Source organism: Jannaschia helgolandensis, from assembly GCF_900109285.1.
In the GTDB taxonomy this organism is placed as follows: Bacteria; Pseudomonadota; Alphaproteobacteria; order Rhodobacterales; family Rhodobacteraceae; genus Jannaschia; species Jannaschia helgolandensis.
Window position 1 is genome coordinate 174100 of sequence record NZ_FNZQ01000005.1, and the last position, 25706, is coordinate 199805.

The 25706-nt window shown below is 63.1% G+C and carries 29 protein-coding genes and 1 tRNA gene; 19 read left to right on the forward strand and 11 right to left on the reverse strand.

The window, feature by feature from the left end; genetic code table 11:
• Positions 1–70: 70 nt before the first annotated feature.
• Genes BMY38_RS13495 through BMY38_RS13505 form a run of 3 tightly spaced genes read right to left on the reverse strand, consistent with a single transcriptional unit; the run spans position 71 to position 3997 of the window.
• Positions 71–1264: a CaiB/BaiF CoA transferase family protein gene (locus tag BMY38_RS13495; protein WP_092763655.1), complete on the reverse strand. Its 1194-nt coding sequence runs from the start codon at positions 1262–1264 to the stop codon at positions 71–73.
• The gene (locus BMY38_RS13500; RefSeq protein ID WP_092763657.1) at positions 1251–2861 is read right to left on the reverse strand and encodes a thiamine pyrophosphate-binding protein; all 1611 of its coding nucleotides are present in this window, start codon (positions 2859–2861) and stop codon (positions 1251–1253) included. The genes BMY38_RS13495 and BMY38_RS13500 overlap by 14 nt, the downstream gene beginning before the upstream one ends.
• Positions 2858–3997: an acyl-CoA dehydrogenase family protein gene (locus BMY38_RS13505; protein ID WP_092763659.1), complete on the reverse strand. Its 1140-nt coding sequence runs from the start codon at positions 3995–3997 to the stop codon at positions 2858–2860. Before BMY38_RS13505 ends, BMY38_RS13500 begins: the two co-directional genes overlap by 4 nt.
• Positions 3998–4083: 86 nt before the next feature.
• On the opposite strand from BMY38_RS13505, the gene BMY38_RS13510 reads away from it, so the two are divergent.
• Complete coding sequence (locus BMY38_RS13510) at positions 4084–4905, forward strand: LysR family transcriptional regulator (RefSeq protein ID WP_092763661.1); 822 nt, start codon at positions 4084–4086, stop codon at positions 4903–4905.
• On the opposite strand, the gene BMY38_RS13515 is transcribed toward BMY38_RS13510, so the two are convergent.
• The gene (locus BMY38_RS13515) at positions 4906–5379 is read right to left on the reverse strand and encodes a DUF302 domain-containing protein (RefSeq protein ID WP_092763663.1); all 474 of its coding nucleotides are present in this window, start codon (positions 5377–5379) and stop codon (positions 4906–4908) included.
• A gap of 141 nt (positions 5380–5520) precedes the next feature.
• On the opposite strand from BMY38_RS13515, the gene BMY38_RS13520 reads away from it, so the two are divergent.
• Positions 5521–5610: transfer RNA gene (locus BMY38_RS13520), tRNA-Ser, on the forward strand.
• A gap of 588 nt (positions 5611–6198) precedes the next feature.
• Here BMY38_RS13520 and BMY38_RS18195 read toward each other — a convergent pair.
• Complete coding sequence (locus BMY38_RS18195) at positions 6199–6342, reverse strand: hypothetical protein (RefSeq protein ID WP_175495889.1); 144 nt, start codon at positions 6340–6342, stop codon at positions 6199–6201.
• Between the two features lie 91 nt (positions 6343–6433).
• Between BMY38_RS18195 and BMY38_RS13525 the strand changes: the two genes are divergently transcribed.
• The gene (locus BMY38_RS13525; protein ID WP_139204718.1) at positions 6434–9043 is read left to right on the forward strand and encodes a P-loop NTPase family protein; all 2610 of its coding nucleotides are present in this window, start codon (positions 6434–6436) and stop codon (positions 9041–9043) included.
• A 17-nt stretch (positions 9044–9060) separates the two neighbouring features.
• On the opposite strand, the gene BMY38_RS13530 is transcribed toward BMY38_RS13525, so the two are convergent.
• The 6 genes from BMY38_RS13530 to BMY38_RS13555 all read right to left on the reverse strand — a co-directional run bounded on the left by BMY38_RS13530 (position 9061) and on the right by BMY38_RS13555 (position 13718).
• Positions 9061–9462, reverse strand: coding sequence for a ParB/RepB/Spo0J family partition protein (locus BMY38_RS13530; RefSeq protein ID WP_092763668.1), 402 nt, complete (start codon positions 9460–9462; stop codon positions 9061–9063).
• Positions 9459–10796 carry a recombinase family protein gene (locus BMY38_RS13535; protein ID WP_092763670.1) on the reverse strand — a complete coding sequence of 446 codons (1338 nt, stop codon included), beginning with the start codon at positions 10794–10796 and terminating at the stop codon, positions 9459–9461. The genes BMY38_RS13530 and BMY38_RS13535 overlap by 4 nt, the downstream gene beginning before the upstream one ends.
• A complete protein-coding gene (locus BMY38_RS13540) occupies positions 10793–11224 on the reverse strand; it encodes a DUF2924 domain-containing protein (RefSeq protein WP_092763865.1) in 432 nt (143 codons plus the stop codon). Before BMY38_RS13540 ends, BMY38_RS13535 begins: the two co-directional genes overlap by 4 nt.
• Positions 11225–11683: 459 nt before the next feature.
• Complete coding sequence (locus BMY38_RS13545) at positions 11684–12451, reverse strand: abortive infection family protein (RefSeq protein ID WP_139204719.1); 768 nt, start codon at positions 12449–12451, stop codon at positions 11684–11686.
• A 14-nt stretch (positions 12452–12465) separates the two neighbouring features.
• A complete protein-coding gene (locus tag BMY38_RS13550; protein ID WP_092763674.1) occupies positions 12466–13398 on the reverse strand; it encodes an ImmA/IrrE family metallo-endopeptidase in 933 nt (310 codons plus the stop codon).
• Entirely contained in the window at positions 13395–13718 is a 324-nt protein-coding gene (locus tag BMY38_RS13555; RefSeq protein WP_092763676.1) for a helix-turn-helix domain-containing protein, read from the reverse strand. The genes BMY38_RS13550 and BMY38_RS13555 overlap by 4 nt, the downstream gene beginning before the upstream one ends.
• Positions 13719–13856: 138 nt before the next feature.
• On the opposite strand from BMY38_RS13555, the gene BMY38_RS13560 reads away from it, so the two are divergent.
• The 16 genes from BMY38_RS13560 (at position 13857) to BMY38_RS13635 (ending at position 25614) form a co-directional block, all read left to right on the forward strand.
• Positions 13857–14096: a DUF2188 domain-containing protein gene (locus tag BMY38_RS13560; protein WP_092763678.1), complete on the forward strand. Its 240-nt coding sequence runs from the start codon at positions 13857–13859 to the stop codon at positions 14094–14096.
• 12 nt (positions 14097–14108) lie between these two features.
• Positions 14109–15296, forward strand: a complete 1188-nt coding sequence (locus BMY38_RS13565) for a hypothetical protein (protein ID WP_092763680.1) — start codon at positions 14109–14111, stop codon at positions 15294–15296.
• The gene (locus BMY38_RS13570; protein ID WP_092763682.1) at positions 15280–16218 is read left to right on the forward strand and encodes a hypothetical protein; all 939 of its coding nucleotides are present in this window, start codon (positions 15280–15282) and stop codon (positions 16216–16218) included. The genes BMY38_RS13565 and BMY38_RS13570 overlap by 17 nt, the downstream gene beginning before the upstream one ends.
• A gap of 167 nt (positions 16219–16385) precedes the next feature.
• The gene (locus BMY38_RS13575) at positions 16386–16595 is read left to right on the forward strand and encodes a helix-turn-helix transcriptional regulator (protein WP_092763684.1); all 210 of its coding nucleotides are present in this window, start codon (positions 16386–16388) and stop codon (positions 16593–16595) included.
• A 10-nt stretch (positions 16596–16605) separates the two neighbouring features.
• Complete coding sequence (locus tag BMY38_RS13580) at positions 16606–17094, forward strand: hypothetical protein (protein ID WP_092763686.1); 489 nt, start codon at positions 16606–16608, stop codon at positions 17092–17094.
• Positions 17091–17387, forward strand: a complete 297-nt coding sequence (locus tag BMY38_RS13585) for a hypothetical protein (protein ID WP_092763688.1) — start codon at positions 17091–17093, stop codon at positions 17385–17387. The genes BMY38_RS13580 and BMY38_RS13585 overlap by 4 nt, the downstream gene beginning before the upstream one ends.
• Positions 17387–18274, forward strand: coding sequence for an ATP-binding protein (locus BMY38_RS13590; protein WP_092763690.1), 888 nt, complete (start codon positions 17387–17389; stop codon positions 18272–18274). The genes BMY38_RS13585 and BMY38_RS13590 overlap by 1 nt, the downstream gene beginning before the upstream one ends.
• A gap of 17 nt (positions 18275–18291) precedes the next feature.
• Positions 18292–18915 carry a hypothetical protein gene (locus BMY38_RS13595; RefSeq protein ID WP_092763692.1) on the forward strand — a complete coding sequence of 208 codons (624 nt, stop codon included), beginning with the start codon at positions 18292–18294 and terminating at the stop codon, positions 18913–18915.
• Between the two features lie 13 nt (positions 18916–18928).
• Complete coding sequence (locus BMY38_RS13600; RefSeq protein WP_092763694.1) at positions 18929–20617, forward strand: DEAD/DEAH box helicase; 1689 nt, start codon at positions 18929–18931, stop codon at positions 20615–20617.
• On the forward strand, positions 20614–20832 hold the full coding sequence (locus BMY38_RS13605; RefSeq protein WP_092763697.1) for a hypothetical protein: 219 nt from the start codon (positions 20614–20616) through the stop codon (positions 20830–20832). The genes BMY38_RS13600 and BMY38_RS13605 overlap by 4 nt, the downstream gene beginning before the upstream one ends.
• Complete coding sequence (locus BMY38_RS13610; protein ID WP_045683641.1) at positions 20825–21031, forward strand: DUF6511 domain-containing protein; 207 nt, start codon at positions 20825–20827, stop codon at positions 21029–21031. Before BMY38_RS13605 ends, BMY38_RS13610 begins: the two co-directional genes overlap by 8 nt.
• Positions 21028–21798: a hypothetical protein gene (locus BMY38_RS13615; protein ID WP_092763699.1), complete on the forward strand. Its 771-nt coding sequence runs from the start codon at positions 21028–21030 to the stop codon at positions 21796–21798. Before BMY38_RS13610 ends, BMY38_RS13615 begins: the two co-directional genes overlap by 4 nt.
• Positions 21795–24116 (forward strand): AAA family ATPase, encoded by a 2322-nt coding sequence (locus BMY38_RS13620; RefSeq protein WP_245737615.1) that lies wholly within the window; start codon positions 21795–21797, stop codon positions 24114–24116. The genes BMY38_RS13615 and BMY38_RS13620 overlap by 4 nt, the downstream gene beginning before the upstream one ends.
• Positions 24117–24456: 340 nt before the next feature.
• Entirely contained in the window at positions 24457–24996 is a 540-nt protein-coding gene (locus tag BMY38_RS13625; RefSeq protein ID WP_245737616.1) for a crossover junction endodeoxyribonuclease RuvC, read from the forward strand.
• On the forward strand, positions 24993–25193 hold the full coding sequence (locus BMY38_RS13630) for a hypothetical protein (protein ID WP_018303645.1): 201 nt from the start codon (positions 24993–24995) through the stop codon (positions 25191–25193). The genes BMY38_RS13625 and BMY38_RS13630 overlap by 4 nt, the downstream gene beginning before the upstream one ends.
• Positions 25186–25614 carry a DUF6362 family protein gene (locus tag BMY38_RS13635; protein ID WP_092763703.1) on the forward strand — a complete coding sequence of 143 codons (429 nt, stop codon included), beginning with the start codon at positions 25186–25188 and terminating at the stop codon, positions 25612–25614. Before BMY38_RS13630 ends, BMY38_RS13635 begins: the two co-directional genes overlap by 8 nt.
• Positions 25615–25706: the final 92 nt, after the last annotated feature.

Here is a 25706-nt window from a genome sequence, read left to right on the forward strand (position 1 = left end):
GACGCCCCGTCATCGACTGTTGAGCGATTTCCAGGCGCCAAGACCCCGTATTCCGGCTGTTCCCTGCCGATCAATCGCCCTGGAACGGGTCATCCCGCGTCAGCCGGTCGGTATCGGCCCCGAACCGTGGCGGCGGGTGGCGATAGGTTACCGGCGTTACCGACAGATGCAGCGGATTGCCGATCAGCGGCAACGTCAGATCGCCCGTCTGCCCCGGTGTCGTCATGTCGAGGGTCAGGCCCCGAGCCGCCGCCTGATCGGTGGCAAAGACCTGCGGCAGGGTCTGCACCGGCCCGACCGGGACGCGGGCACCCTCCATAGCCGCGATAACCTCCGCAGTGGAGCGCAATCGCAGTGCCGGAACAAGGTATTCAGCCAGCGCATCCCGGTTCTTCATCCGCATTGGATTCGTCGCATACATGGGGTCGTCCGGCAGCTTGGCCAGATCAAGAACGCTGCAGAACCGTCTGAACTGGCTGTCATTTCCCACAGCGACGATGACATGGCCGTCCATCGTCTCATAGACATCATAGGGTACGATATTCGGGTGACCGTTGCCGCGCCGGATCGGGGCCTGGCCGCTCAGTCGTGTGTTGACGCCCTCGTTGATCATCCATGCGATCTGGCTGTCGACAAGCGCGACGTCGACCTGCTGCCCCTCGCCGGTCGCCTCGGCATGACGCAACGCGGCAAGAATTCCGACGCAGGCATACATCCCGCACATAACGTCCGCGATGCCGACGCCGACCTTCATCGGCGCGCCATTCGGGTCGCCGGTCAGGGACATGATGCCGCCATAGCCTTGCGCCATCAGGTCATAGCCGGGCTTGGACGCATTCGGCCCGGTCTGCCCGTAGCCCGAGATCGAACCATAGACGAGCTTTGGATTCACCGCGCTCAGGCCAGCATAATCCAACCCGTATTTCGCAAGACCGCCGGGCTTGAAATTTTCCAGCACGATATCGGCCAAGGCCGCAAGACGCCGCACCTCGGCCTGACCCTCGGGCGCGGCAATATCAATGGAAACCGACAGCTTGTTGCGATTCGCAGACATGAAGTATGCTGATAAATCAGTATCTTCCGATCCGTCCTTCACGTAAGGAGGACCCCATTGCCGGGTATCGTCGCCGCCCGTTCCGGGATTTTCGATCTTAAGGACGGTCGCCCCCAGATCGCCCAGAAGTTGCGTGCAGGTCGGGCCGGCCAAAATCCGGCTCAGGTCGAGGATGCGGACGCCGTGCAATGGTCCTTCAGATCCGGCCATCGTATGCCTTTCTATCAATTTCACAGGCGATCAGGGTGAATGTGTCAGTCGCCAGTGCCGTCGTCATCGCTTCGCGCAGCCCGACTCGGTCGCGCACCTGCACGCCATTTCCACCGAAGGCGCGCGCCACGGCGGCATGGTCCGTCGGGCCGAAGTCTACGCCTGTGTTCTTCATCTGCCGCTGTCGCTGCTTCAGTTCGATCAACGCCAGCGAATGATCCACGAACACCACGAATACGACCGGCAGGCCCAGCGTGGCGGCACTGGCCAACTCGCCCGCGACCATCAGAAAGCCCGCGTCCCCCATGAACCCCACGACAGGGCGGTCCGGAGCAGCGCGTTTGGTCCCGATGGCCAGCGGCAGGGCGCATCCCATCGTGCAAAGGCCCGACGACTGCAACAAGGTGCGAGGTGCGGGGCACTTCCACATTTGTGACAGAAGAATACGGTGCGCGCCGGAATCCACCGTGGCGATGGTATCCTGCGGGCAGACGTCGCGGCAGACGGCGACGATGGCGTCCGGCCCCCAATCCCCCACCGGAAAGGACTTCGCCAGTGCGTCCCGTGTCTTGGCAGCGACATCCCAGACTGGCCCAGCGGTCACCCCGTTGCGGATCGCGTCGAGCGTTGTGCCGACCGGCGCAATAACCTCCAACGTTGAGCTGTGCATGCCATGCAGGTTCGGCGCGTGGCTGATGTCGAGGACGTTCTGCGACGCCGGATCCCAGACGCCGCGCCAACCAGGCCGCATTTCGATCGGGTCGTAACCGGCCAGAACGATCAGGTCGGCCTCGCGGAACAGTGGCAGGAGTGTCCTGTCCGCCAGAGGCGACAAACCAGCGCCGCCCAAGGCCAGAGGATGCCTTTCGTCCAGCAGACCCTTGCCTTTGTAGGTCGTGACCAGCGGTACCGAGTGTGCCTCGCAGAACGCCCTGATCGCGTCGCCTGCCCCATCGCGCAATGCATCCAACCCGGCCAGCATGATCGGTCGTTTGGCGTTGGCCAGCCAGCCGCGTGCCGTCGCCAGCGCATCTTCACCAATGGCACCCGGCGCAATATCGGCGTGATGCACCACCATGTCGGGCACCTTTGCATCGGCGACTGAAATCGGCACGTCGATATGCACCGGACCGGCGCGACCGCCCGCTCCGCCGGTGGCGATCCGCACGGCCTTGTCGGCCTGTATCGCTGCGGCCCCCCCAGTCAGGGTGAAAGTCGCCTTGGTAATCGGAGCAAAAACGGCACGGTGGTCGAGGACCTGATGATTATATGTCTGCGCTTCGTCCGGGTCGACACAACCGGTCAGCACGATCATCGGCACACGATCCTGTTCGGCATTCGCGACAACGTTGACACCATTCATCGCGCCCGGACCGACGGTCGCCACAAGAATGGCCGGCGCATTGTCGACATGATATACACCTTCGGCCATGAATCCGGCGGCATTCTCGTGATGGCACAGGGTGAATTCGATCCCAGCCGTCTCCAGCGCGTCGATCAGGGTCAGCACCTCACCTCCGGGCATGCCGAAAGCACGGCGACAACCGGCAAGGTAGAGGCGTCGGGCAAGAACGTCGGCGGCGCGAATGGTGCTCATTGCGCTGCGATATCACCCCTCGGCCCTGCGTCAAACGTCCCGGACCGCTGTGACAGCTTTCTGTCGAGAATGTGAGCCGCGATCTGGTTGCGCAAGACCTGCGCAGTGCCCCCGCCGATGGTGAACATGCGCACATCGCGGTACATCCGCTCCAGCGGGGTATCGCTGCCGTATCCCGCCGCGCCGAACATCTGCAGTGCCCGGTCGACGACGCGGATCGCGGTTTCCGACGAGAGTAGCTTGGCGCGCGCGGCCTTGATGCGGTCGGGCAGTATGCCGCTCGCGGCGGCATCCAGCAGCAGAAGGCGCGCGGCGGCCAGTTCCGTGTCCATGTCTGCCAGTATCCATTGCAGACCCTGAAATTCAGCCAAAGGGCGATCGAACTGGCACCGGTCCAGCAGATGATCGCGCGCCAGCATTGCTGCCCCGGACGCGACACCCAATGCAATTGTACCGGCCCCGATCCGCTGCACGTTATACGCGCCCATCAGATCGCCAAACGACGCGTCCAGCATGTTGTCGGTTGCGACAAAGTGATCCGTAAAGGTCAGTTCCGCTTCGGGCATGCCACACAGGCCCATCGTCCGTTCCAGCCGCGTGACAGCAAGGCCGGGGCCCGCTTCCGTCAGAAAACCGCGGATGCCATCAGGCGCCTGCGCAAATACCAGATGCAGGTTCGAAATCCCACCGCCAGTGATCCAGTGCTTCACACCGTTCAGACGCCATCCGCCCGGTGCGGGCGTAGCGGTCGTCGTCATGGCGCGGGCGTCGGACCCTGCCCCCGGCTCGGAGATGCAGATCGCTGGCTTGTCGCCCGACATTACACCCTCCGCCCACTGCGCTTTCTGCACATCGGTGCCATAGGACATAACGGCGGTCAGTGCGCCCATATTGCCTTCGACCAGAACGCGGGCGGTCAGGGTACATGCGCCCGCGACGACTTCGATGATCGGCACGATCTGGGTCAGCGTCAGGCCCGGCCCGCCGAATTGCTCTGGAACGGACATCCCCATCAGCCCGGCGCGCGTCAGGTCGGCGACGTTATCATGGCAATAGCGCCGCTCCCGATCCCAGATTGCGGCGCGTTCGGCGAAAGTTGGTGCAAGAGCTTTGGCGCGGGTCAGATGGTCAGACATGGCATTCTCCTTGCTGGTACGCCTCGCCCATGCACATGTTCAAGTCGAACGAGTTCTGATGAATTTCATATTCAGGATAACTGAAGATGCAGAATCGCGACCTGACGACCCTGACCACGATTGCCGCGACCGGCAGTTTCCGCGAAACGGCGGAGCGGTTGAACATGACGCTCTCTGCCGTGTCGATGCAGATGAAATCGCTTGAAGCCACACTGGGTGGCGCGCTGTTCGACCGCCGCAGTCGCCCCCCGGCGCTCACCCCGCTGGGCCGTGCAGCCGTTACCGCCGCCGCCGAGGTTCTTTCCGCCGAAGACCGTTTGCGCCGCCTTGCCCGACCCGGTGCTGGATTGTCGGGCGACTTCCGTCTGGGTCTGGTCGCAAGTGCGGGTCCCCGCCTGCTTCCGGGTTTTCTGGTTCACGTCACGACCGCCCTGCCTGCCGCCCGGTTCACATTCCGAACCGGACTCAGCGAAGTGCTTGAACAGGACGTGGCAAGTGGCGCAGTGGATGCAGCGGTGGTGACTGCGACGGGCGTGCCACCTGGCGGATTGCGTCACCGCGTGCTTGCGACCGATCGCCTTGTGCTGGCTGTTCCCCGCGGATTGTCACCCGATGCTCCGTTCCTGCATTTCGCCCCGTCGACCGGGATCGGCAAGCTGATCGCGCGGGCGCTTGCCGAAAGGCCCGACCTGTCGGCCCGCCCGCGTATCGTTCTGGATCATGTCCAGACCATCCGCGCGTGCCTGCGCGAGAACGTCGGCGCGACGATTCTGCCTGAAGTGGATCTGCACGGGTTGAGCGCCATCTGCGAAGCGCTGCCTGTCAGCCGTGATCTGGTTCTGGTCATCCGTGCCGGTGCACCGCTGGATGCCCACGCCGCGCAACTGGCCGATTTGCTGACCGGCTGACTACTCGGTCGCGGACTGGGCGACGGCGGCGAAGGCCGCGTCGATTTCGGCGGCGATGCTATCCAGACCGGGCGCTTCGGACATGTAGGGCGCCAGGACATCGGAGGGCAGCTTATAGCTAAGACTGGCCGTCCCGTCAGCGTTTTCCGTCACATACATGCGGATTGGCGCTTCAATCATCGCAGCGGTCGACAAGCGCAGCACCCGCACCGCGAAATCGTTGTTATACAGGCCGATTACACGGTTTCCGGGAATTGTGATCCCGCGATTTGCCGCTGCATCGGTCGGTCCCGCCATCGTCACAACGGCCATCTTTCCGGCCTTGGCGGCAGCACGCGTGGCTGCGACCAGCTCGTCGAATGTCTTGTCCGTGGCGGTCACCGACCAGCCATCGCGCGGGGCGATATCCGCGACCGTCTGGGCGAACGAAGGCCAGGCCAAAGCCAGTGACAGGAGTGCTGTTCTGATCAGCATGACAACGTCTCCGGGATTACATCACCCGAACAGGACCATAGCGCGCGGATTCAAACAATGGCTGAACGATCACGATCCGGACAGAAGTAGTCCAGTTGCGACTTGCACCCCACCGCCTGCCTGTCCTATCACCCCGCGCACGGACAGGTGGCCGAGTGGTCGAAGGCGCACGCCTGGAAAGTGTGTAGGCGGGAGACCGTCTCCAGGGTTCGAATCCCTGTCTGTCCGCCATTTCTCAGTCGCGAACTTTGAGCGACGCGCCTTGAGCGCTGGATTTCTCCCAAGTTTCAAAGGGGTTTGCGAGAGCCGACCGAACCTCGGAGACTGGCGCAGCGCCGATTTTCGGTCTCTGAATGGCTTTCGTCTCTAACCGAGCGAACCTCGTCCAGTTCGGTTCGGCTTCGAAAAAGTCAGCGTTTTCAGCAAGTTCCGCGCGTTGCGCGGGCGCGCCTTCTGTGGCCGTTCTTCCGGCCAGCGTCGCCGTCCAGAGAACGCAGCGTAGGCGTTTCATGGCGCACTTACGGGTAGTAGCCCGCGATGGGCCGTATTCCGGATCGTGCTCGCGCGGATGGCGGAGCACGCAAAAAAGAAAAAAACCGGGCGGCAGTCTGCCGCCCGGGAAAGGATAGCGCTACTTGCTATCAGCTCTTACTTACCGCGGGTTCCGGTGCCGCCACCGGAGCTTCCACGACCGCCGCCACGCTGACCGCCGCTTCCCGCGTTTCCGCGACCAGCACCACCGGAGCCGCCTTTGCTACCGCTGGAACCACCTTTTCCACCGAAGATACCCATGTCGTTCTTCCTTTTCTGCTGTTGAGGTTAGCGGCGGGAGCCGTCCTGGCGGCCCTTGCCCTGATAGTAGCCACGCCGATAGTCATCGTTGGCGCGGCTCATGCGCTTGGTTTCCCTCGAACCCGAAAGAAGGAAGTCAAGGGTACCATAAGGTGGACGATAGTTGCTCATGTTGCTCTCCTACGCTTAGTTTCGAGATGTGCCGGGCTTGATTGCTCGGACGACTCGGACTGTAGCGGGATGAGGGGAGGCGATCCGGACCATGAGCGGACCAAAAACGAACCACGACGAGAGCGTACTTCCGCCGCGGATCGATGCACGTAACCGCGCATTCGGCCATGAAGTCAAGGAAATGATGAAGGAACTGGGATTTGCCACGCAGTTGGAACTGTTGCAGGCTCTGCCAGAAACGGTGGAGTACACGCCAGACACATTCCGCTTCCTTTTGGCCGGGCGACGCGAGGGGCCGTGGTTCGATGCGTTCCAGGCGATCATTGCGGTCTTTGCCGAGCGTCAGATGGCTATGTTTCCGTCAGCGCACCATGAAGGGCGCGAAAAGACAGAACAGAAGATTCGAGCTCGGGTTTTTGGAGATCAACAGCTCGAACCACAACCTTCCGACGACATCGCTGCTCCTTCATTTCGTCCTCTCGCCCTCCCCACCGCGCCGTCGGAATATGCCGATGACTTCTTAGACGTAAAGGCCCCGACTTTGGACGATATCGCTGCGGGGTTCGATATTGACCGGTATGAATACGTAAAAGAGGGCGGTATCCGATCTGCTGCATTGGCCTGCTTGGGGGGTGACCCCGCCAACTACATCTTCACAATCAGCGGCCCATCCGGCTCGGGAAAAAGCGTCATCTCACAAAGATTGGCACTGGACTGCCTTAGAGCCGGCTATGGCGTCCATTCCTTGTATGCCGATTGGACCTCGCCCAAGGCGCTTTCACATCAGATCCGTGACGTCGTATCCAGAGACTGCAAGCCATCTCTGTTCTTAATTGACGGGGCGGCTCGACTCGCCAGAGGTCAGGTGAGCCTTTCGGATGTATCCGGAAGTTTGGACGATATCAAGTTTCCAGTCGTTCTGGTCGCAACCGAAGTCTGGCGAATCCTGTCACCCAACGAACTTGCGAGCCTCAACCGCGATAAAATACGCGCCTACCACTGGTCAGTTGGACGATTAAGTGACAATGAATTAAACGCCCTAATCGATAAGGTCGTCTCCCTAGAAACTGAAGGAAAAGTTCGGCATATTCGCTGTCACCTATCCAAGGCTGCACGTATCGCACTCTGCCAAGAGGAGAGAGACAGGCTTCTGGCTGCAACTCTACTGATATTTCGGTATGGACGCGCTGTATCTGATTTGCTTGTTGAAGAGTTCAATTCTCTAAGCGGAAGTTTTGCTCAAATCATCTATGAAATTGTTATTACATTTTCCGGACTAAAGCTCGATGTTCCCGTAAGCGTAATCAATAGAATATTGAGAAAGAAAAAGATTCAAGAGTCTGGTTTCTGGAATACCCTTGAGCGCGTCACTGCAAATAGGGAAGGATGCGTCGGAATCAGGCATGAGCTTTTCTTTCGATACATCGCGCCCTTCGCAGTGCCAAGTAGCCATGATCGCGCGCGCAATCTCTTGTTCATTTTGCTTCACTTGTCGGAAGAGAGTCCCACCGAAGATGATTTCGCCAGGTCGGTCTTCGCAAAAACCAAACCCATTGCGAACTTGCTAGTTCGCGACGAGTCGGCAGTAGGGAGTCTTATTCAGGAGGGGCGGGAGGCGGCGACGGGTGAGCTTCCCGAAGTCTGGTGTTCCGACTGGCTGACTTGCTTAGGTAGGTTAGCTAGGATTGTTCTCTTTGATCACGACACTGCGGAAGTCTGCTTTTCGCGGGCGGTTGCAGCAAATCCACAGAATAAGTTCGCTCATCGGGAGCGGTCTTGGAATTTGCTTCATGCAGGTCGAATAGGTCCGGCCGAGGATGCGGCCAGAGAGGCCGTGAGGGCTTTTCCGTCAGATGTGCAGACGTTGGTTCAGTCTGCCACCGTTCTTCAATACACCAGTGAAGCTGGATTCGATTTTGCGGGTGAGCTTTTCGAGACAGCGCTGCAAATCGACGTAAACAATGACGAGGCCCGTGACAAACTCGACAGGTATGAAGATGCTAAGGCGTATCGTACTTACATTACGAAAAACTGGTCGGATCTTGAGGAAGACATTCTAGAAAGGTTGCGCGCGCCATGGTTTATATGGACCGTAAGGAAAGGAGTTGGTACTTCCCGATGGAATAAAGCCTTAAGGGGTAAGTTGGGTGGGCTAATTCGTGACCCAATGGGGGATATAGATGAAATTCGTGAGGTAGCCGAGGTTGCAAAATACACCAAGGACAAGTTCACGAAGGCGTTACTGTTGGCAAATGTGGCAAGGGCGGAGTATCTCCAGTGGTACCATGGCGGAATGGAGTTGGATGCAGATCGTGTCGAAAAGCAATTTGAGACGGCTTTGTCGAATGCGCCACGAGAGCCGTTTATTAGAACTTGGTTCGGGACGTTTCTGAAAGAAGTTAGGGAAGACTGGATTGGAGCAGAGAGAGAATATCGCAGCGCAATCAAGATGGCCTGTGAGTATACAAGTCGAGACGGCCAAAAGCCATTTGAGGATCATCCAATGCTTTTGAACAATCTTGCAATTCTTCTCAAGGAACTGGGCCGCAAAGAGAATGATCCGAGGGCCAAGTATAAAGAGGCGGATGACCTATTGAAACGCGCTATTGCGAAGATTGATGGTGAAAACTCTAGGTTTCAATGGCCGAAAGAGGAATTCGAGGACCTACAGCGGCTCAAGGCAGAAGCGGGGCTAATGTAGCTTGGATCGCGCTGCCGTCAGCGGGCTTCGACGCTTCCCTCAAACACAAAGTCCATCTGCTCCGCCCACGGCTGGTCGGCGACAGCGACCAGGTCGTTCAGCGAAAGCGCTGGCGGCACGCGCCGAATGACGAGGTGTTCGAGCACTCCCGGCGACAGATAGGCGAGCCGCATCATTCGACTCACGAACCGGTCGGAGACCTTCTCGGCCGCCGCGATGTCCTGGATGGTGGAGGCGGCACCGGTTTCCAGCTGCCGCCGCCAGTTCCAGGCGCGGGCGATTGCGTGTAGTACATGGGGGTCCTGTGAACGGTCATCCCGAGAAGTCAGATTGTCGGGCGGCAAGATCTTCGGCCGCCCGTTGCGTTTGCGGATCGTCAGCGGGATGACGACCCGGATGGTCTCCGTTGAACCGGTCATGCGCAGGCCTCCGTCTGGCGGGGTGCCATCATGTCCCTGAGAACCGAGCCCAGCCCCTCATTGCGCAAATCGACGGCGATGCCGCCTTCGCCGACGATCACCCGCTCCACCAGAAGATGGACGATGCGGGTCTGCTCCGCCGGATAGAGCGCCGCCCAAAGCTGATCGAACTCGCCGAGCGCTTTCACGACTGCCTTCTCATCGACGGTCGGGCTCTCCTCGCGAAGGGCTTTGATCGTTCGCGCCACGATCTCGGGCGCGCGGATCATGCGGCGAATTTCGCCGACGACGGCATCCTCGACCATACCTGCGGGCAAGCGCAGCGGGCCTGAAGTCTCGCCGGTCGGGCGATTACGGATCAGGTCCATCGAGGCGTAGTAGCGGTAGAGGCGCGTGCCCCTCTTCGTCGCTGTCGGCGTCATCGCCGTGCCGGTGTCGGTGAAGATGATCCCCTTCAGCAGGGCTGGCGTCTGGCGCCTCGTATTCTTTGCCCGCAGCCGCGGGCTTTCCTGCAGGATGCTGTGAACCTTGTTCCACAGGCCCCGGTCGATGATGGCTTTATGTTCGCCGGGATAGGCCGTGCCCTTGTGGACGGCTTCCCCGAGGTAGACCCGGTTGTTGATCAGCTTGTAGAGGAAGCCTTTGTCGATCAGCTTGTCGCGTTTGTTCAGCACACCTTCGGCTGCCAGCGCTTTGGCTAGCGTCGTGGCAGAGCCGATGGCAACGAACCGCTCGAAGATCATCCTGACTGTCGCGGCCTCGGCATCATTGATCACCAGCTTGCGGTCGCGCACGTCGTAGCCGAGCGGGACGTAGCCGCCCATCCACATGCCGCGCTTGCGCGAGGCCGCGACCTTGTCGCGGATGCGCTCGCCGATGACCTCCCGTTCGAACTGCGCAAAGCTGAGCAGGATGTTCAGCGTCAGGCGGCCCATCGACGTCGTTGTGTTGAACGACTGCGTGACCGACACGAACGTCACCTGATTGCGGTCAAAGATCTCAACCAGCTTGGCGAAATCCATCAGCGAGCGCGACAACCGATCGATCTTGTAGACGACGATCACGTCGATCAGTCCCGCTTCGACATCCTGGATGAGGCGCTTCAGGCCGGGCCGCTCCAGCGTGCCGCCGGAGAAGCCGCCGTCGTCATAACCCTCACGGATGGCCGTCCAGCCTTCCGCCTTCTGGCTCGCCACATAGGCCTCGCAGGCCTCGCGCTGGGCGTCGAGGCTGTTGAACTCCATGTCGAGCCCTTCCTCGCTCGACTTGCGGGTATAGATGGCGCAGCGCAGACGGCGAGTCATGACCGCGACGGCTTCCTGATGACGGCTCATCTGTCGTCCCTCCGGGCTTCGCGCAGGCCGAAGAAGCGGTAGCCGTTCCATTGCGTGCCGGTGATCGCCCGCGCCGCCGCCGACAGCGACTTGAATTTGCGCCCCTGCCAGTCGAACCCGTTCTTCATCACGGTGACGGTGTGCTCCACCCCGTCCCATTCGCGCACCAGCCGCGTGCCGACAACCGGGTTGCGGGGATCGGCGATGATCGACCTGTGCCTGGCTTGGCCCTCGATCTCGTCGGCCAGCAGGTCCAACGTCCGTCGCGTCTCGCGCGAAAGCCCGCCGAGGGTCAGTTCCTGAATCCGGTAGCCGAGCCTCAGCTCAAGGTAACTGCGGCTGTTATTCGGAGCGGACGAGCCGAAGAGGCTCTCCCACTTCGTCTTCAGCTCCACGACCGTCATTCGCTTGAGCGCTGAAAGCTGCATGACCACGCTCTCTTCCGCCGAGGCGCATTCGCCCGGCCGCCCCTGCGGGGGATCCATCTTTCTCTTTGTTCCTGGCATCATTGCCCTCCATCTCGGTTGCTCGGTTTGCGACGACCAACACGGCGTTTGAGGGCGAGAATGTCGAATGAACTGTCTTCGCCGACTGCAGATAAAGAACTGGACTGCTCTGGCAGAACACGCCTCAGCCCCGCCGCAATAATGCACGCGAGTTCATTGAGGCGTTCATCCGCCGACAGACGGGCGGGCAACGGAGGATTCGGGCCGGATCGAGATTCTTGCATGAGACCGTTCGCAACAAAAGATGATCAGCAAACGGTAGTCGCGAAACGGCCATATGCAATCTATTTCAATGACTTAACGTGATTGCACGCAATCATTCGAAGCGTGACGCAGATCGTATGGTCCTTGTAGGTGGCTGCTTCCTTCTGAAGGGGGCGATCAGTCATCGAATCGAACGGTATCGATGCTCTTGACGAAACGGAGCACCGCGCACACCGAGTCAAAGATGAACCGCGCCTCCGCCTTGTCGAGCAGCTCATTGTCATGAGCGAGGCTCTGATTATTCCGAACGTGATTGAACTTGTCGAAGACACCGATCGAATTCTTGATGATCTGCTCCGTCATTTCCCGGAGCTCCCGCTCCTGTTTCAAAGCCTTGACATACTTGCCGACGCGGCTGTGAAGGGGCTCGGTCCGATCCCAGGTGACGCCTCTCCGGTCGAGCAGGTGCCCAAACTTCTTTGCGCAGTAGGTATGTAGGCGATCCAAAGCCACTGCGGGGCGATCGGCAATGATGTCGCGTTCTATAGCGGCAACCAGCTCGTCGAGAGTCTGGTCGACGGCGAATCGTTCGATCGCATCCGTTCGAGCGATTGTACCGCCGCCTTCTATACGTGAGAGAAGGTCGAAAAAATTTACTCCAATCTCACCGTCGCGCGGACCCGGCGACCGGGTTGCTTCACGGTACTGCCACAGGCTACGCAGCACTCGCGAAACGGTAGCCGGGGGTTCAACACGACAGAATGCCCGCAGACGGTTCATCTTCGATGTTCCGTTGGACTGGTATTTTCGATCATCAATATCGATTTTGAACTCTTCCTCGAAATACTCTCGAAATGTCCGGTCGGAGAAATTGAGGACATAGCCGGGGTCGGCCTGGAAGGCGTCATCGATAATTCGGATATCAGAATGCTTGAGGTCAATCATATTTGCGTCCAACGTTATTCTCTGACGCCAGCAATGAACTGGTCATAGCTGTCCCACGGCTCTTCCTCTTCGATGTCCGCTCCTCCACCGCGACCGTCGAACTGCAAAAGAGAAACCGAAATGCCGAGGCGATCAGAAAAGAAGGCGAGTTCCCGGACGGGCTCCGAGCCCCGGCTGAATGCCCAGATCCCGTCGGGGAGTGATGTGGGCCGCTGTCCACCGGCCTGTTGCGAAGTGGGGCCCATCGCCATCACCGAACCATCCGGGATCGGCATGCCGGAACGGATGAACACGCCGCTCTTGTAGGCCGTCGTGCTGGCCCGTCCCCAAAGAGCGAAGCCGTCGCGTGCCACCACCATGGCAGCCCGGGCGTCGGTGAATTCGATCCACTTGCGTGTGGCGGCGAGAAGCGAGACCCCATATCGATCCGTGACGTGGCCGAGGAGATCGCGCGTCATTTCCTGGCCGCCAATCTGGTTGCGGTAGTCGTCGATGGGCATCAACAGGAAGGAGGCGAACGTGTCGGCCTCTTCCTCGCGCTCCCTCTCGGCGTCCTTCCAGTCGTTGGATTGGAGCGGAAGGCACTCGAAATCGTAGTCGTCGGACAGCTCGCCATCACGGTAGTGTTCGGCGGTGAGCGGGCGCCGATGCAGCAGGTAGTGCCCGAACTCGTGAGCCAACGTAAAACGCTCGCGCCCGCGGTAACGCGGCTGCGTATTGTAGAGAATCTGCCAACCGGGCTTCTTGCGCCGCGCGCGCAGCATGCCCTCGAAGCCGTCTATCTCGACACCCTTTACGGCCGTGATCGGATCTTCATGGTTGCGCGAGACCTCGAGCGCCAGCGCTTCGACGTCCACCGGGAATCGGTCCTCCCCCAACACGGTGCGGAGTAGAACCGTCAGATCGTTGGCAGCCCGCCGGGGCGTTTTTCGGGCTCTATCGGTCATTCATCCTCGTCGTCCAGGATCCTCAGCATCTCTCGAAGTCGCTCTTTCCCCTTGGGGTTCATCCTCTGATACTTGCGAAAAAAGGCCGTGTCGTCGGCATCGGCCTCAGTGACGGCTTCAGTGGTGAGCAGATAGTCAGTGGTCGTTTCCAGAGCCAAGGCGATCTGCTGCAGTTTCTCCGCAGATGGCCGCGTAACCTCCTTGTTCTCGATCTCCCACATGTAGCTCTTGCTCGATCCGACCCGCTCGGCCAGCGCTTCCAAGGTCAGACCTCGCTTCAGTCTGAGCTCTCGAACGCGCTCTCCCAATGGTGTTGGCACCGGTGTCCTCCTGCTTTTCAACGAGTTCGTTGTCGCGATACATCTAGTGCTTGACACGCCATACGCGCAATCCCTATCTTCCGCAGAAGTTCGCAAGAACGAACTGCAGTTAGCGCTTTTACAAGACAGGAGGCCGTCATGGCAAAAGGCAAAGGGTCAGGGACCCATCACGTAGTTCCCAATTCCGGCGGCGGTTGGGACGTTCGCCGCGGCGGGGCCGACCGCGCTAGCGGGCATTTCGACACGAAACGGGAGGCGATCGACCGCGGGCGGGAGATGAGCCGCAACGCCGGGACGGAGTTCAAGATCCACAACCAGGATGGCCGTATCGGCCAGTCCGATTCGCACGGGAACGACCCGCGCACCATCAAGGGCTAAGGAGCACCGATCATGGCCTCAGTGACGAGTTTCATCCGCAACATGCCTGCTTCGTCGCTGCAGGCCTATTTCCACCATACCGGCATCGAGCTTCTGACCGAGGTCGATTGGGAGGCGCCTGAGCCGGAGGTGGTTCGCGTCACGCTCCGCGCCGTCGACGAGATGGACGACGAAGCCCGCGCGCGCATCGTCAATGATGCCGACCGTGTTGGAGCTCTCGCCGACGATGCCGGGCAGACTGCACTCTATAGTGTTGTCGATGACCGCACGGTTCTCGACGATCTCGCGAATGGTCACGCCCGCTCGCTCTGGATGTTCCTGAACGAGCCGATTCGGTTCCGTCACGCCGAAGAGGTCCGCTACACCGACGAGCGGCGGCGCGGCCGGAGTTGGGACGGGTTCATCGGTGAGCCGCACCTTGACCTGCGCCGCGACGAGGCATCCCTCGATTCCTTCAAGGCGGCGCTGCGCGAGCGGTTCGCTTCCAACAATATCCACATCGACATTTTCGGGCGCTACCGGCCGACCTTTGACGGCGAGGATTGCGAGCTGGTGCAGATCGCGATCTACCGCGAGGGGCTGCTGGACGACTTCCTAGCGTTCGACGATGGCGGCGCGCTCGTCCGTCGCGCCCGCCGCCCAGTGTTCGAGGCAGCGATGACCTACGAGCCGGCAACCGGCGTCATCGAGGTCGTGGCCAATGACCGCGAAAGTCGCGAGGAGATGGTGCGCTTCATGGCGCGGGACCTGCTCGGGATTGAATTCCAGAGTGAAAAGGTGCCGTTCCGGAATTACGATCTGGATGTTCTCCTGCACCCCTTTGCCTTCCCGACAGAGCCGGAGGACGGGATCGAATCCGTCGAGGTCAAGCAGCTGCGTTTGATGCCCATCGACAATAACGCCGAACGCGCCACCCTCGAATGCCTTCGGAAAGCCGACCGCACCATCTGGAGCATGTCGGCAGAGCGGTTCGGCGCCAACGATCCACTAGCCGGCGGATGGATCGCGACGCAGGCGAAGCTGACCATCAAATTCCACCCCAAGGGTGACGCGAAGCGAGGCCGGACGCTGCCGCTGACGATCACCATGCCGCATGGCTGCAATCTCAAGGACCAGACCGAGGAGGAGCAGCTGATCGGCGAAAAGTACCTGCGCCGTTGGGGCATTCTTTCCGGGGCAGATAGTGCCGTCGTCGATTGATCGAAAGGCGGCAGACCTGCTGCTGTCTGTGATCGAGACGCCGGATGCGGTCATCAGCGGCTCAGTCCTCGACGGCTACTATGGGCGCGTCGCGCCAGCGCTGAAGGCGGCAGGGATCCTTCAGCCGAAAGATCACTCGCGGGCGGCTGTTTCACTCGTCGACCATGAAGACGAGCCCGTAAATCTGACTTGGTCACCTGAACATCGGGCATATGGGTATTTCAGCCCGTCAGCGGGTTGGGTGAATGTCCCCGGTGATCAGTTGGCAACGTACCGTGTCAACTTCAACACGTTGCTCGAACAGCTGCTGGAGCGGCTGGATCTGTCGCCGCGAACCGGCCCTGTCGAACTCGTGCCCGACCTTCTGTGGGAGGTCGGCGACGCGCGACTTCCAGGACGCAGCAAACGTACATCCGTGTGGATTGGCCGTCGGCTCTGCGAACCAGCAATATGGAAAAGTTTCATCGATGCTGCTCGCAAGCGTCCGGCGCCCGGCTTGCGAATCGTCCTGAGCTTCACGCCTGGGAATCGCCTGCCGACTGACGTGCACCTCGGTCATACGCTTATCGCCGTTCGAGATGTCGCCGATCACAATGGTCATGCTGTCGTTCCCGACCTATTGGCTGCCCGTGTTGCGGCAGGCTCACAGCTGAACGACGACCTGATCACCATGGCGGCCGACGGCGCGTCCCTCACAGTTCGCGGAACACGGTATGCATTCTCTGGATCGAAACAGCGCGCAATCATCCGGCAATTGTATGACGCTTGGAAATCCGGCCATCCGGAACTTCTGACCGCTGAGGTTCTGGAGAGCGCCGGATACAGCACCAGCGTCAACACGCTGGCGAAGGCTTTCTCCGGGAGAGCTGAATGGCGTGATTTCATCAGAGAGGAGAATGGCCGCTGTTGGTTGTTCCTCTGATGCGCTGAATCTCTCAATTGCATGGCCGCCCGATGGGGCGGCTTTTTTCATTTCTGAGCCGGTTTTTCCGACTCCTACCTTGAGCCCTACCTGGCTCCTCCCCGGCTCCTACCCGCCCGGCAGCCATCCTCTCCGCAGGTTTTCGACAAGAACCCAAGGAGACACAGATGGCTACGAAACATCTCAACCAGATCGACCTGGCTGCGCGCTGGAACATCAGCCACCGCACGCTTGAGCGGTGGCGCTGGACGGGCGAAGGCCCGCGCTTCGTCAAACTCGGCGGTCGGGTCGTGTACCGCCTCGAAGACGTCGAGGAGTACGAGCGCGAGCAGATCCGCGCGAGCACCGCCGACACCCCTGCCAAGCCTGCGGCGTGAGGGGGCGGTGATGACGATTTCCAACCGCATCTCGCTCGATGAGCTCCGGCACATGGCCGTCGGCGACATCGCCGCTATGCCCGCTGAGCAACTCGCCCCCCTGCAGGACGAGGCCGCCGATGCCCTGCGTCGCGCCAAGACGATCTGCGACTGGCTCGATGGTGCCGTCGCGCTCAAGTACGGCGATCGTGCCCACGCGGCACGCCAGGCCGCCGGCAAGGACACCGGCACGATCCGCCTCGACGATGGCACGGTCACCGTGATCGCCGACCTGCCGAAGCGGGTGGACTGGGACCAGGACAAACTCGCCGCCCTTGTCGATCGCATCCGGGCCGAGGGCGACGACCCCGCCGAATACGTCGACGTCGCGATCAAGGTGCCCGAACGCAAGTTCGCGGCCTGGCCGAGCCACATCCGCTCCGCCTTCGAGGACGCGCGCACCGTCCGCACCGGCAGGCCCAGCTTCCGCCTTTCCCTGACCAACGAGGTGACGTCATGAGCATCACGAAGAAACTCGCGGTGCTCCGCGAGCAGCATTTCGGGCTGGACAAGCTACCCGAGACGATCCGGGTGCCAGCCCTTGGCGAACGTCGCGACGATACCCTCAAGCCGGTCGGGACGGCGTCGATCGACGACCTGGCGTTCGCCCTCATCGGGCTGAACGAGCGGGCGTCGGCGCTCTACCGCGAAATCGACGCCGTGCGCACCCTTCACGACGAGGGGCGCAAGGCCGGCGCGCTGGGTGCGGACATCGCGATCGATGCCCTGATCGCGGCGAAGGGAGGCAAGTGATGGCTCTCCCGATCATTTCGGCCGATCAGCGTCTCGCCGAGCCGCGCGGCATCAAGGGTACGATCTTCGGCAAGTCCGGGATCGGCAAGACCAGTCTTCTCTGGACGCTCGACCCCGCCACTACGTTGTTCATCGATCTGGAAGCGGGCGACCTTGCCATCGAGGGATGGTCCGGCGACAGCGTCCGGCCCCGCACATGGAAGGAGTGCCGCGACTTCGCGGTGTTCATCGGCGGACCGAACCCGGCGCTGCGCGAGGACCAGCCTTACAGCCAGGCGCATTTCGACGAGGTCTGCGGGCGCTACGGCGATCCGGAGGTGATCGGGAAATACGAGACCGTTTTCATCGACTCGATCACCGTGGCCGGGCGGCTCTGCTTCCAGTGGTGCCGCGGCCAGCCCGAGGCGTTCTCGGACAAGACCGGCAAGCCCGACGTCCGCGGCGCCTACGGCCTGCACGGCCGCGAGATGGTCGCGTGGCTCACCCATCTACAACACACGCGGGCGAAGAACGTCTGGTTCGTCGGGATCCTCGACGAGAAGCTCGACGACTTCAATCGGCGCGTTTTCCAGCCGCAGATCGACGGCTCGAAGACCGGCCTCGAACTGCCGGGCATCGTCGATGAAGTCCTGACGATGGCGGAGATCAAGGACGAGTCCGGCACGCCGTACAGGGCCTTCGTCTGCCAGACGATCAATTCGTGGAACTTCCCCGCGAAGGACCGCTCCGGCCGCCTTGACCTGATCGAGGAGCCGCATCTCGGCCGACTGATGGCGAAGATCCGCGGACCCGTGAAGCCCGCATCCGAGCGGCTGGCATATCGCAGCCCGCCTGCGGCCGCGACCGCGCCGACCACCGGTGCTCCCACCCATTCTGAAAACAACTGAAATAGGAGACCCCAGTCATGTCTGGTTCCTGGAACGACTTCAACTCTGCGCAATCCAACACCAACGTCATCCCGAAGGGCACGCTCGCCAAGGTGCGCCTGACGCTCCGCCCTGGCGGCTTCGACGACCCCTCGCAAGGCTGGACCGGCGGCTGGGCGCGCCGCGCCGCCACCGGCGCCGTCTATCTCGACGCCGAATACACGGTGCTCGAGGGACCCTATGCCCGGCGCAAGGTCTGGTCGCTGATCGGCCTCTACAGCCCCAAGGGCCCGGACTGGGCCAACATGGGGCGCGGCCTGATCCGCGGCATCCTCAACTCGGCGCGCGGCGTGTCGGACAAGGACAACTCGCCCGAAGCGCAGGCGCGCCGCCGCATCAACGGCTTCGGTGATCTCGACGGGGTCGAGTTCGTCGCCCGCATTGACATCGGCACCGACACCAACGGCGAGGACAAGAACGAAATCCGCGCCGCCGTCACCCCCGATCACCGTGACTACGCCGCGCTGATGGGCACGGTCGCGCCGCAGTTCGCCGCCGCCCCGGCGCAGGGCCATGCCCCGCAGCAGCCCCCCACGGCCACCCAGCCCGGCCAGCCTGCGTCCGCCCCCGGCGCCGCCGGTCGGCCGAGCTGGGCGCAGTAAGGGGAGACCGGCCATGCGCCTGCGCCCCCGCCAGAAGACCTTCGTCGAGCGCAGTGTGGCTGCGCTCGCTTCCCGCGGCAACACGCTGGGCGTGGCGCCCACCGGCGCGGGCAAGACCATCATGCTCTCGGCGGTCACCGGCGAGATGATCGGCGACGGGGCCAAGGCCTGCGTGCTGGCGCATCGCGACGAGCTGACGGCGCAGAACCGCGCCAAGTTCCAGCGCGTGGTTCCGGGCGTCGCCACATCGGTCATCGACGCCACGGAGAAATCCTGGGACGGCCAGGTCGCCTTCGCCATGGTGCCGACGCTGGCGCGGGCGTCGAACCTCGCCGACATGCCGCGCCTCGACCTGCTAGTCGTGGACGAGGCGCACCATGCGGTCGCCGACAGCTATCGCCGCATCATCGACCGGGTGCGCGAGGCCAATCCCGACGCCCGCATCTTCGGGGTCACGGCGACGCCGAACCGGGGCGACAGGAAGGGTCTGCGCGAGGTCTTCGACAATGTCGCCGACCAGGTCCGGCTGGGCGAGTTGATCGCCTCGGGCCACCTGGTGCCGCCGCGCACTTTCGTCATCGACGTGGGTGTGCAGGACGAGCTGCGTTCGGTCCGCAAGACGATGTCGGATTTCGACATGGCGGAGGTGGCGGGCATCATGGACCGCGCCCCCGTCACCGACGAGGTGATCCGCCACTGGAAGGAAAAGGCGGGCGACCGGCAGACCGTGGTGTTCTGCTCCACCGTCGCCCACGCCGAACACGTCACCGAGGCGTTCAGGGCGGCGGACGTTTCCGCCGCGCTGATCCACGGCGATCTGGTGGCCGAGACCCGCAAGGCGATCCTCGCCGACTACGCGGCGGGCGACATCCGCGTCGTGGTCAACGTGGCGGTGCTGACCGAGGGCTGGGACCATCCGCCCACCTCCTGCGTCGTGCTGCTGCGCCCCAGTTCCTACAAGTCCACCATGATCCAGATGGTCGGCCGCGGCCTGCGCACCGTCGACCCCGAGGAACACCCCGGCATCGTGAAGACCGACTGCGTCGTGCTGGATTTCGGCACCTCGAGCCTGATCCACGGCACGCTGGAGCAGGACGTCGATCTCGACGGCAAGACCGAAACCGGCGAGGCGCCGACCAAGACCTGTCCGGCCTGCAAGGCGGAGATCCCGCTGGCCGCCACCGAATGCCCGCTCTGCGGCGAGGCGTTCCCGCGGGAGGACGAAGAGATCGGTGAAGGTGGCGGTGCTGCGCCGCTCTCGGGCTTCATGATGACCGAGATCGACCTGCTGAAGCGGTCCAGCTTCGCGTGGGTCGACCTCTACGGCACGGACGACGCGTTGATGGCCACGGGCTTCGCGGCCTGGGGCGGCATCTTCTGGCTGGACGGGGTCTGGTACGCCATCGGCGGGGCGAAGGGCGAGCGCCCCCACCTGTTGGGTGTCGGTGAGCGCACCGTCTGCCTCGCGCAGGCCGACGACTGGCTGAACACCCATGAGACCGACGAAAGCGCCTTCAAGACCCGCTCCTGGTTGCGCCAGCCGCCGACCGAAAAGCAGCTGCAGTACCTGCCGCCCGAGTGCCGCCACGACTTCGGCCTGACGCGCTACCGCGCCTCGGCGCTGATGACCTTCGGCTTCAACAAGCGCGCCATCCGACAGCTGATCGACACGGCCGCCCGGCCCGAACGGAGGGCGGCATGACCCATGTCCACATCCACCCCCATCACGGCCGCGGACCGGCGGCGGCTCTGGCATCCGCGTGGAACGCTCTGTGCTGTCTGCCGGCAACCCACCCGTGGTTTTGGCTGGTTCGATCCGCACCGGTCGAAGCAGCCCCGGCCATCGGTCTGGTTCTGCTCGATGCCCTGCCAGTCCTTCTGGACGCGCTTGGCGCGGGAGCGTTTCGCCATGGTTGACCTGACCGAGGAAGAGCGCGCCGCGATCACCGCCACCATGAAGCGCGTGGCGCTGCTGATGGACGAGATCGGCTGGGCCACACCGCTCGCGGATCTGACCGAGGCGCAGGTGCGCGCACTGATCGAGGAGGCCGTCGAGGGCTTCCGCGAGGCCATGTCCGACATCGCCCGGGCGCAGACGCCGGAGGTGCCGTTTTGATCCTCGATTACAATCACCGGCCGAGTTTCGCAGAGCGGGTCAATGCCGCGGTCGATCGGGCGCTGACCGCCGATCAGGCGACGCGGCCGCCCCGCGACTACCTCGGCGGCTCGCGTCTCGGCCATGCCTGCGAGCTGGCGCTGCAGTTCGAGTTCACGGCGACGCCGAAGGACGAGGGCCAGGACTTCAGCGGCCAGTCGCTGCGCATCTTCGCCATCGGCCATGCGCTCGAGGATCTGGCCGTCGCCTGGCTGCGCGGCGCGGGCTTCGACCTCTACACGCGCAAGGGCAACCGGCCAGATGGCGGCCAGTTCGGGTTCTCCGTCGCGGGTGGGCGCATCCGCGGTCATGTCGACGGCATCATCGCCGCGGGGCCCGAAGGCTTCGAGCTGGCCGTTCCCGCTCTCTGGGAATGCAAGACGATGAACGCGAAGAACTGGCGCGCCTGCGTGAAGGACGGCGTCACGAAGTCGAAGCCGGTCTACGCCGCCCAGATCGCGCTCTATCAGGCCTACATGGAAGGGACGGTCCCCGGCATCTCGGCCGCGCCCGCCGTGTTCACCGCGATCAACAAGGACACGGCCGAGCTTCACCATGAGCTGGTGCCCTTCGACGCCGAGCTCGCGCAGCGCATGTCTGACCGAGGCGTGCGGATCCTGCAGGCGACCGACGCGGGCGAGTTGCTGCCGCGCATCGCCACCTCGCCCGATTTCTTCGAGTGCCGTTTCTGCCCGTGGTCCGAGCGCTGCTGGAGGCTGTCGGCATGAGCGACGACGGCATCCTGCATTTCAACCCGTGGATGGACTTCAACGATGGGCCGCCGTCCGAGAACCCATTCGGCTGCGACCCCGACCCCGAGCAGATCGCCATCTTCCTAGACACCGTGTTCAGCTGGTGCGAGGGGCTGATCCCGCTCCGCGGCTTCGTCGACAAGGGTCAGGGCCGGGACGGCAAGCCGCACAACATCTGGATCCCCGCCGACGACACCGCGCCGGGGAAACTCGCGACCTTCGCCGCGTGGGCGAACCGCGAGGGGGCGGCGGTCTATGTCATCCCCGGCACGGTCGAGGAACAGGGCCAAGCCCGCGCCGCTGACGTGCTGCAGATGCAGGCCATCGTCGTCGATCTCGACGCGGGCGACATCCCGGCCAAGCTGGACCATGTCACCCGCCACATCGGAACGCCGACGCTGATCATCGAAAGCGGCGGGCGCACGCCAGAGGGCGCCGCGAAGCTCCATGTCTGGTGGAAACTGACCGAGCCCGCCGAGGGCGACGACCTGGTCACCCTCTGTCGCCTGCGGGGCGAGATCGCGGTGAAGGTCGGCGGCGACACGCATTTCCGCTCGGCGCACCAGCCGATCCGGGTGCCTGGCACGGTCTATCACAAGCACGGCCATCAACGTCTCGTGCAGATCCGCGAGCATCGCGACGTCGAGGTCGACCTTGCGGATTTCGCCGAAAAGGTCGCCGAGATGCCGCCGCTGCCAGGCGTAGGCTTCGCCAGCGACGTTGCCACACCAGCATCGAAGCCCGGCATCGACGCGGTGCTCACCACGCCGGTGCGCGAAGGCGCGGTGGACGACTGGTCCCGCTTCCAGGGGGCCAGCGCCGCCATCGGCCACTACGTACGCCTCGTCCACGAGGGCCGCCTCGATCCCTTCGCGAGCTGGGAGGCGATCTGCGGCTACAACGCCGCCATGCTGCGCCCATCCTGGCCGCTCGATCGGCTGCAGGCCGAGTCCGAACGGCTCTGGGAGCTGCATGTGAAGCGCAACGGTCCGCCGCTCCTGCGCGCGGCCAACGCGGGTGCCCCGGCCAGCCCGCTGCCGACATTCAGCCTCGGCGCGCTCCTCGACGACACCAGTCCGATGCCGGAGGACATCATCGGACCCCGCGTGCTGACACCTGGCGGGCTTCTCGTGCTGGGCGGCGCGCCCAAGGTCGGCAAGAGTGACTTCCTGATCTCCTGGCTCGTGCACATGGCGGCGGGCGTGCCGTTCCTCGGCTTCACGCCGCCCCGGCCGCTGCGCGTGTTCTACCTGCAGGCCGAGATCCAGTATCACTATCTGCGCGAGCGCATGCAGCAGATCGCGCTGCCCGCCGCCGTCATCGCAGCCGCGCGCGACACCTTCATCGCCACGCCGAAGCTGAAGCTGCTGCTCGACGCGGAGGGCGTCGCCCGCGTGGCCGAGGCGATCCGGGCCGCGTTTTCCGACGTGCCGCCCGACATCATCGTCATCGACCCGATCCGCAACCTCTTCGATGGCGGCCCCGAAGGGGGCGGCGAGAACGACAACACCGCCATGATGTTCTTCCTGAAGGACCGGGTGGAGCTTCTCCGCGAGGCGGTCAATCCGGACGCGGGCGTCATCCTCGCCCACCACACCCGCAAGGCCAGCAAGCATCAGGTCAAGGACGATCCCTTCCTCGCGCTCTCCGGCGCCAGCGCGCTGCGCGGCTTCTACACCTCGGGGCTGCTCATGCACCGGCCTGCTGAGGACAGCAGCGTCCGCAGGCTGGAGATCGAACTGCGGAACGGCCCCGCGCTGCCAGGCAAGCTCATCGACAAGGTGAAGGGCGAATGGGTCGAGCTGAACCCGCTGAACGAGCGTCTGGTGCGCAAGGAGGTCGGCGCCAAACTCGATGCCGAGCGGCTGCGCAAGCACGATGTCATCCTCGGCATGCTGCTGGATGAGGCGGCGAGCGAGCGCCTCTATACCGCGATGCAGTTCGCGGAGACCTTCGAGAACCGGGGCGGTCTGGGCAGCAAGCACACGATCCGCGAGCGGCTCAGCGTGCTGGCGACCAAGGGCTTCGTGAAGTTCCTGCGCGACCCCTCGGGGTTCGGTTTCCCCATCACCCGGTCGCGGTTCGGCTATCTCTGCGTCGAGGGCATGCAGTTCGGCGCGCCCGTCGAGCATGTCGATCCGGACACCGGCGAGGTCACCACAACCGCCCGTCCGGTCCTGCCCAGCCACTTCAAATGCCCCCAGTCCGGGCTCTGCCTGCAGGTCGAAAACCCCGCCGTCTGGGTCTACCCGGAGGGGCTGGAGGACGACCTCACTCATATGAGTGAGGCCTGACTCATATGACAGCGCCAACTGTGCACTCAACGAAATCAACGGGTTGCGGGCAAATAAGAGTCAGGTCCCTAACTCATGCCCGAAGACTTCATGCAGTCTTATTCCGCAATGATTTCAGCCACTTGAACGCCTCGGAACAGTTAGGTGTCAAACCCCCATACTACGTATGGGAGGGCCACCCCACAGGGTTGGCCACTCCTCCCATACGTCCGGGTCAGCCGCGCGCGCCGCCGTGACGGTCTGTTGTGCTTCCCGATCCGACGACGGCGGCCCCGTACCGCCAAGCACCAGACCGCCGTCGTCTTCCACCACCACAGGCCACCGGCAAAGGAGACCCATCATGGCTCAGCCGACTCTGATCCCGAATTGCGACGGCGCAAGGTTTGAATCGCTGCCGCTCGACACGCCCCGCAACCGCTGCATCCTCGCGCTCGACCTCGGCACCTCGACCGGCTGGGCGATCCGCGGCCATGACGGCCTGATCACCAGCGGCACCATCTCGCTGCGCCCCGGCCGCTTCGACGGCGGCGGCATGCGCTATCTGCGCTTCACCAACTGGTTGACCGAGATCGACCGGCTCTCCGGTCCTGTCGCCGCCATCTGGTTCGAGGAAGTCCGCCGCCATGCGGGCACCGACGCGAGCCACATCTACGGCGGGCTCATGGCCACGCTGACCGCATGGGCCGAGCTGCGCGGCGTGCCCTACGAGGGCGTCCCGGTCGGCACGATCAAGCGTCATGCCGCTGGCAAGGGCAACGCCGACAAGGCCGCGATGGTCGCCGCCGTCCGCGCCTGCGGATTCAGCCCCGCCGACGACAACGAGGCCGACGCCATCGCCATCCTGCTCTGGGCGATCGAGACGAAGGGAGGTGTCGCATGAGATGGCATCCCCACGGCTACGGCGGTCGGCGCCGGGATCCCGAGCAGGTCAAGCGCGAGGGCTGGCACGAACAGGGCGTCCTCGCGGTCTCCGCCGATGACGACCGCCTCACCTGGCCCGAGCGTGAACTGGTCCGCCAGCTGGGCGAGAAGCTCTACGGCCCGCGCCCGTCCGACAGGGAGGCGCGCCATGGATAAGTGGACCCCGTCCCTCGTCGAGGCCCGTCTTGCCGAAGCGGCCCTCGTGCTGAAGCGCCTGCCCGAGCCGCGACGGCAGGGCTACTTCAGCACATGGCCCGAGATCGTCCACTCCTTCGCCGACAAGGTAGGCCAGGAGCCGAAGCCCATGCGCGTGCTGCCCTCGCCGCAGGCGATCAGCCGGATGGAGGAGACGCTGACCTGGACCGCCTGCCTCGACCCAGTCGACGGCAAGATCGTCTGGATGCGCGCCCATGGCGAGCGGTGGAAGACCATCTGCTGGACGGTCGGTCTGCAGCGCTCGGCCGCCCACCAGCACTGGCTCTACGGGCTCTGCGTCATCTCGCTGAGGCTCAACCGGCGTCGGTTCAATCGCAGCCTGTCGAAGCGGAAGGTGATCGAGCTTGCCGGTGGCGCGTAACCGTGCGCACCACAGGGTAAGGTGTGCGGCGGACAGTTTTCGACGGGACAGAAAACCGGTTCGCGGGCTAGGTTCGGGATAAGCTCGGGAGA

What these genes read in the sequence shown, in the direction of transcription:
- BMY38_RS13590 (WP_092763690.1), top strand. Translation starts at nt 17,387, where the DNA reads ATGGCTCTCCCGATCATTTCGGCCGATCAGCGTCTCGCCGAGCCGCGC.
- BMY38_RS13510 (WP_092763661.1), top strand. Translation starts at nt 4,084, where the DNA reads ATGCAGAATCGCGACCTGACGACCCTGACCACGATTGCCGCGACCGGC.
- BMY38_RS13530 (WP_092763668.1), bottom strand. Translation starts at nt 9,462, where the DNA reads ATGACCGGTTCAACGGAGACCATCCGGGTCGTCATCCCGCTGACGATC.
- BMY38_RS13575 (WP_092763684.1), top strand. Translation starts at nt 16,386, where the DNA reads ATGGCTACGAAACATCTCAACCAGATCGACCTGGCTGCGCGCTGGAAC.
- BMY38_RS13505 (WP_092763659.1), bottom strand. Translation starts at nt 3,997, where the DNA reads ATGTCTGACCATCTGACCCGCGCCAAAGCTCTTGCACCAACTTTCGCC.
- BMY38_RS13550 (WP_092763674.1), bottom strand. Translation starts at nt 13,398, where the DNA reads ATGACCGATAGAGCCCGAAAAACGCCCCGGCGGGCTGCCAACGATCTG.
- BMY38_RS13610 (WP_045683641.1), top strand. Translation starts at nt 20,825, where the DNA reads ATGGTTGACCTGACCGAGGAAGAGCGCGCCGCGATCACCGCCACCATG.
- BMY38_RS13540 (WP_092763865.1), bottom strand. Translation starts at nt 11,224, where the DNA reads ATGCAGCTTTCAGCGCTCAAGCGAATGACGGTCGTGGAGCTGAAGACG.
- BMY38_RS13560 (WP_092763678.1), top strand. Translation starts at nt 13,857, where the DNA reads ATGGCAAAAGGCAAAGGGTCAGGGACCCATCACGTAGTTCCCAATTCC.
- BMY38_RS18195 (WP_175495889.1), bottom strand. Translation starts at nt 6,342, where the DNA reads ATGAGCAACTATCGTCCACCTTATGGTACCCTTGACTTCCTTCTTTCG.
- BMY38_RS13585 (WP_092763688.1), top strand. Translation starts at nt 17,091, where the DNA reads ATGAGCATCACGAAGAAACTCGCGGTGCTCCGCGAGCAGCATTTCGGG.
- BMY38_RS13565 (WP_092763680.1), top strand. Translation starts at nt 14,109, where the DNA reads ATGGCCTCAGTGACGAGTTTCATCCGCAACATGCCTGCTTCGTCGCTG.
- BMY38_RS13600 (WP_092763694.1), top strand. Translation starts at nt 18,929, where the DNA reads ATGCGCCTGCGCCCCCGCCAGAAGACCTTCGTCGAGCGCAGTGTGGCT.
- BMY38_RS13500 (WP_092763657.1), bottom strand. Translation starts at nt 2,861, where the DNA reads ATGAGCACCATTCGCGCCGCCGACGTTCTTGCCCGACGCCTCTACCTT.
- BMY38_RS13595 (WP_092763692.1), top strand. Translation starts at nt 18,292, where the DNA reads ATGTCTGGTTCCTGGAACGACTTCAACTCTGCGCAATCCAACACCAAC.
- BMY38_RS13635 (WP_092763703.1), top strand. Translation starts at nt 25,186, where the DNA reads ATGGATAAGTGGACCCCGTCCCTCGTCGAGGCCCGTCTTGCCGAAGCG.
- BMY38_RS13625 (WP_245737616.1), top strand. Translation starts at nt 24,457, where the DNA reads ATGGCTCAGCCGACTCTGATCCCGAATTGCGACGGCGCAAGGTTTGAA.
- BMY38_RS13515 (WP_092763663.1), bottom strand. Translation starts at nt 5,379, where the DNA reads ATGCTGATCAGAACAGCACTCCTGTCACTGGCTTTGGCCTGGCCTTCG.
- BMY38_RS13535 (WP_092763670.1), bottom strand. Translation starts at nt 10,796, where the DNA reads ATGAGCCGTCATCAGGAAGCCGTCGCGGTCATGACTCGCCGTCTGCGC.
- BMY38_RS13605 (WP_092763697.1), top strand. Translation starts at nt 20,614, where the DNA reads ATGACCCATGTCCACATCCACCCCCATCACGGCCGCGGACCGGCGGCG.
- BMY38_RS13630 (WP_018303645.1), top strand. Translation starts at nt 24,993, where the DNA reads ATGAGATGGCATCCCCACGGCTACGGCGGTCGGCGCCGGGATCCCGAG.
- BMY38_RS13620 (WP_245737615.1), top strand. Translation starts at nt 21,795, where the DNA reads ATGAGCGACGACGGCATCCTGCATTTCAACCCGTGGATGGACTTCAAC.
- BMY38_RS13525 (WP_139204718.1), top strand. Translation starts at nt 6,434, where the DNA reads ATGAGCGGACCAAAAACGAACCACGACGAGAGCGTACTTCCGCCGCGG.
- BMY38_RS13545 (WP_139204719.1), bottom strand. Translation starts at nt 12,451, where the DNA reads ATGATTGACCTCAAGCATTCTGATATCCGAATTATCGATGACGCCTTC.
- BMY38_RS13495 (WP_092763655.1), bottom strand. Translation starts at nt 1,264, where the DNA reads ATGGCCGGATCTGAAGGACCATTGCACGGCGTCCGCATCCTCGACCTG.
- BMY38_RS13580 (WP_092763686.1), top strand. Translation starts at nt 16,606, where the DNA reads ATGACGATTTCCAACCGCATCTCGCTCGATGAGCTCCGGCACATGGCC.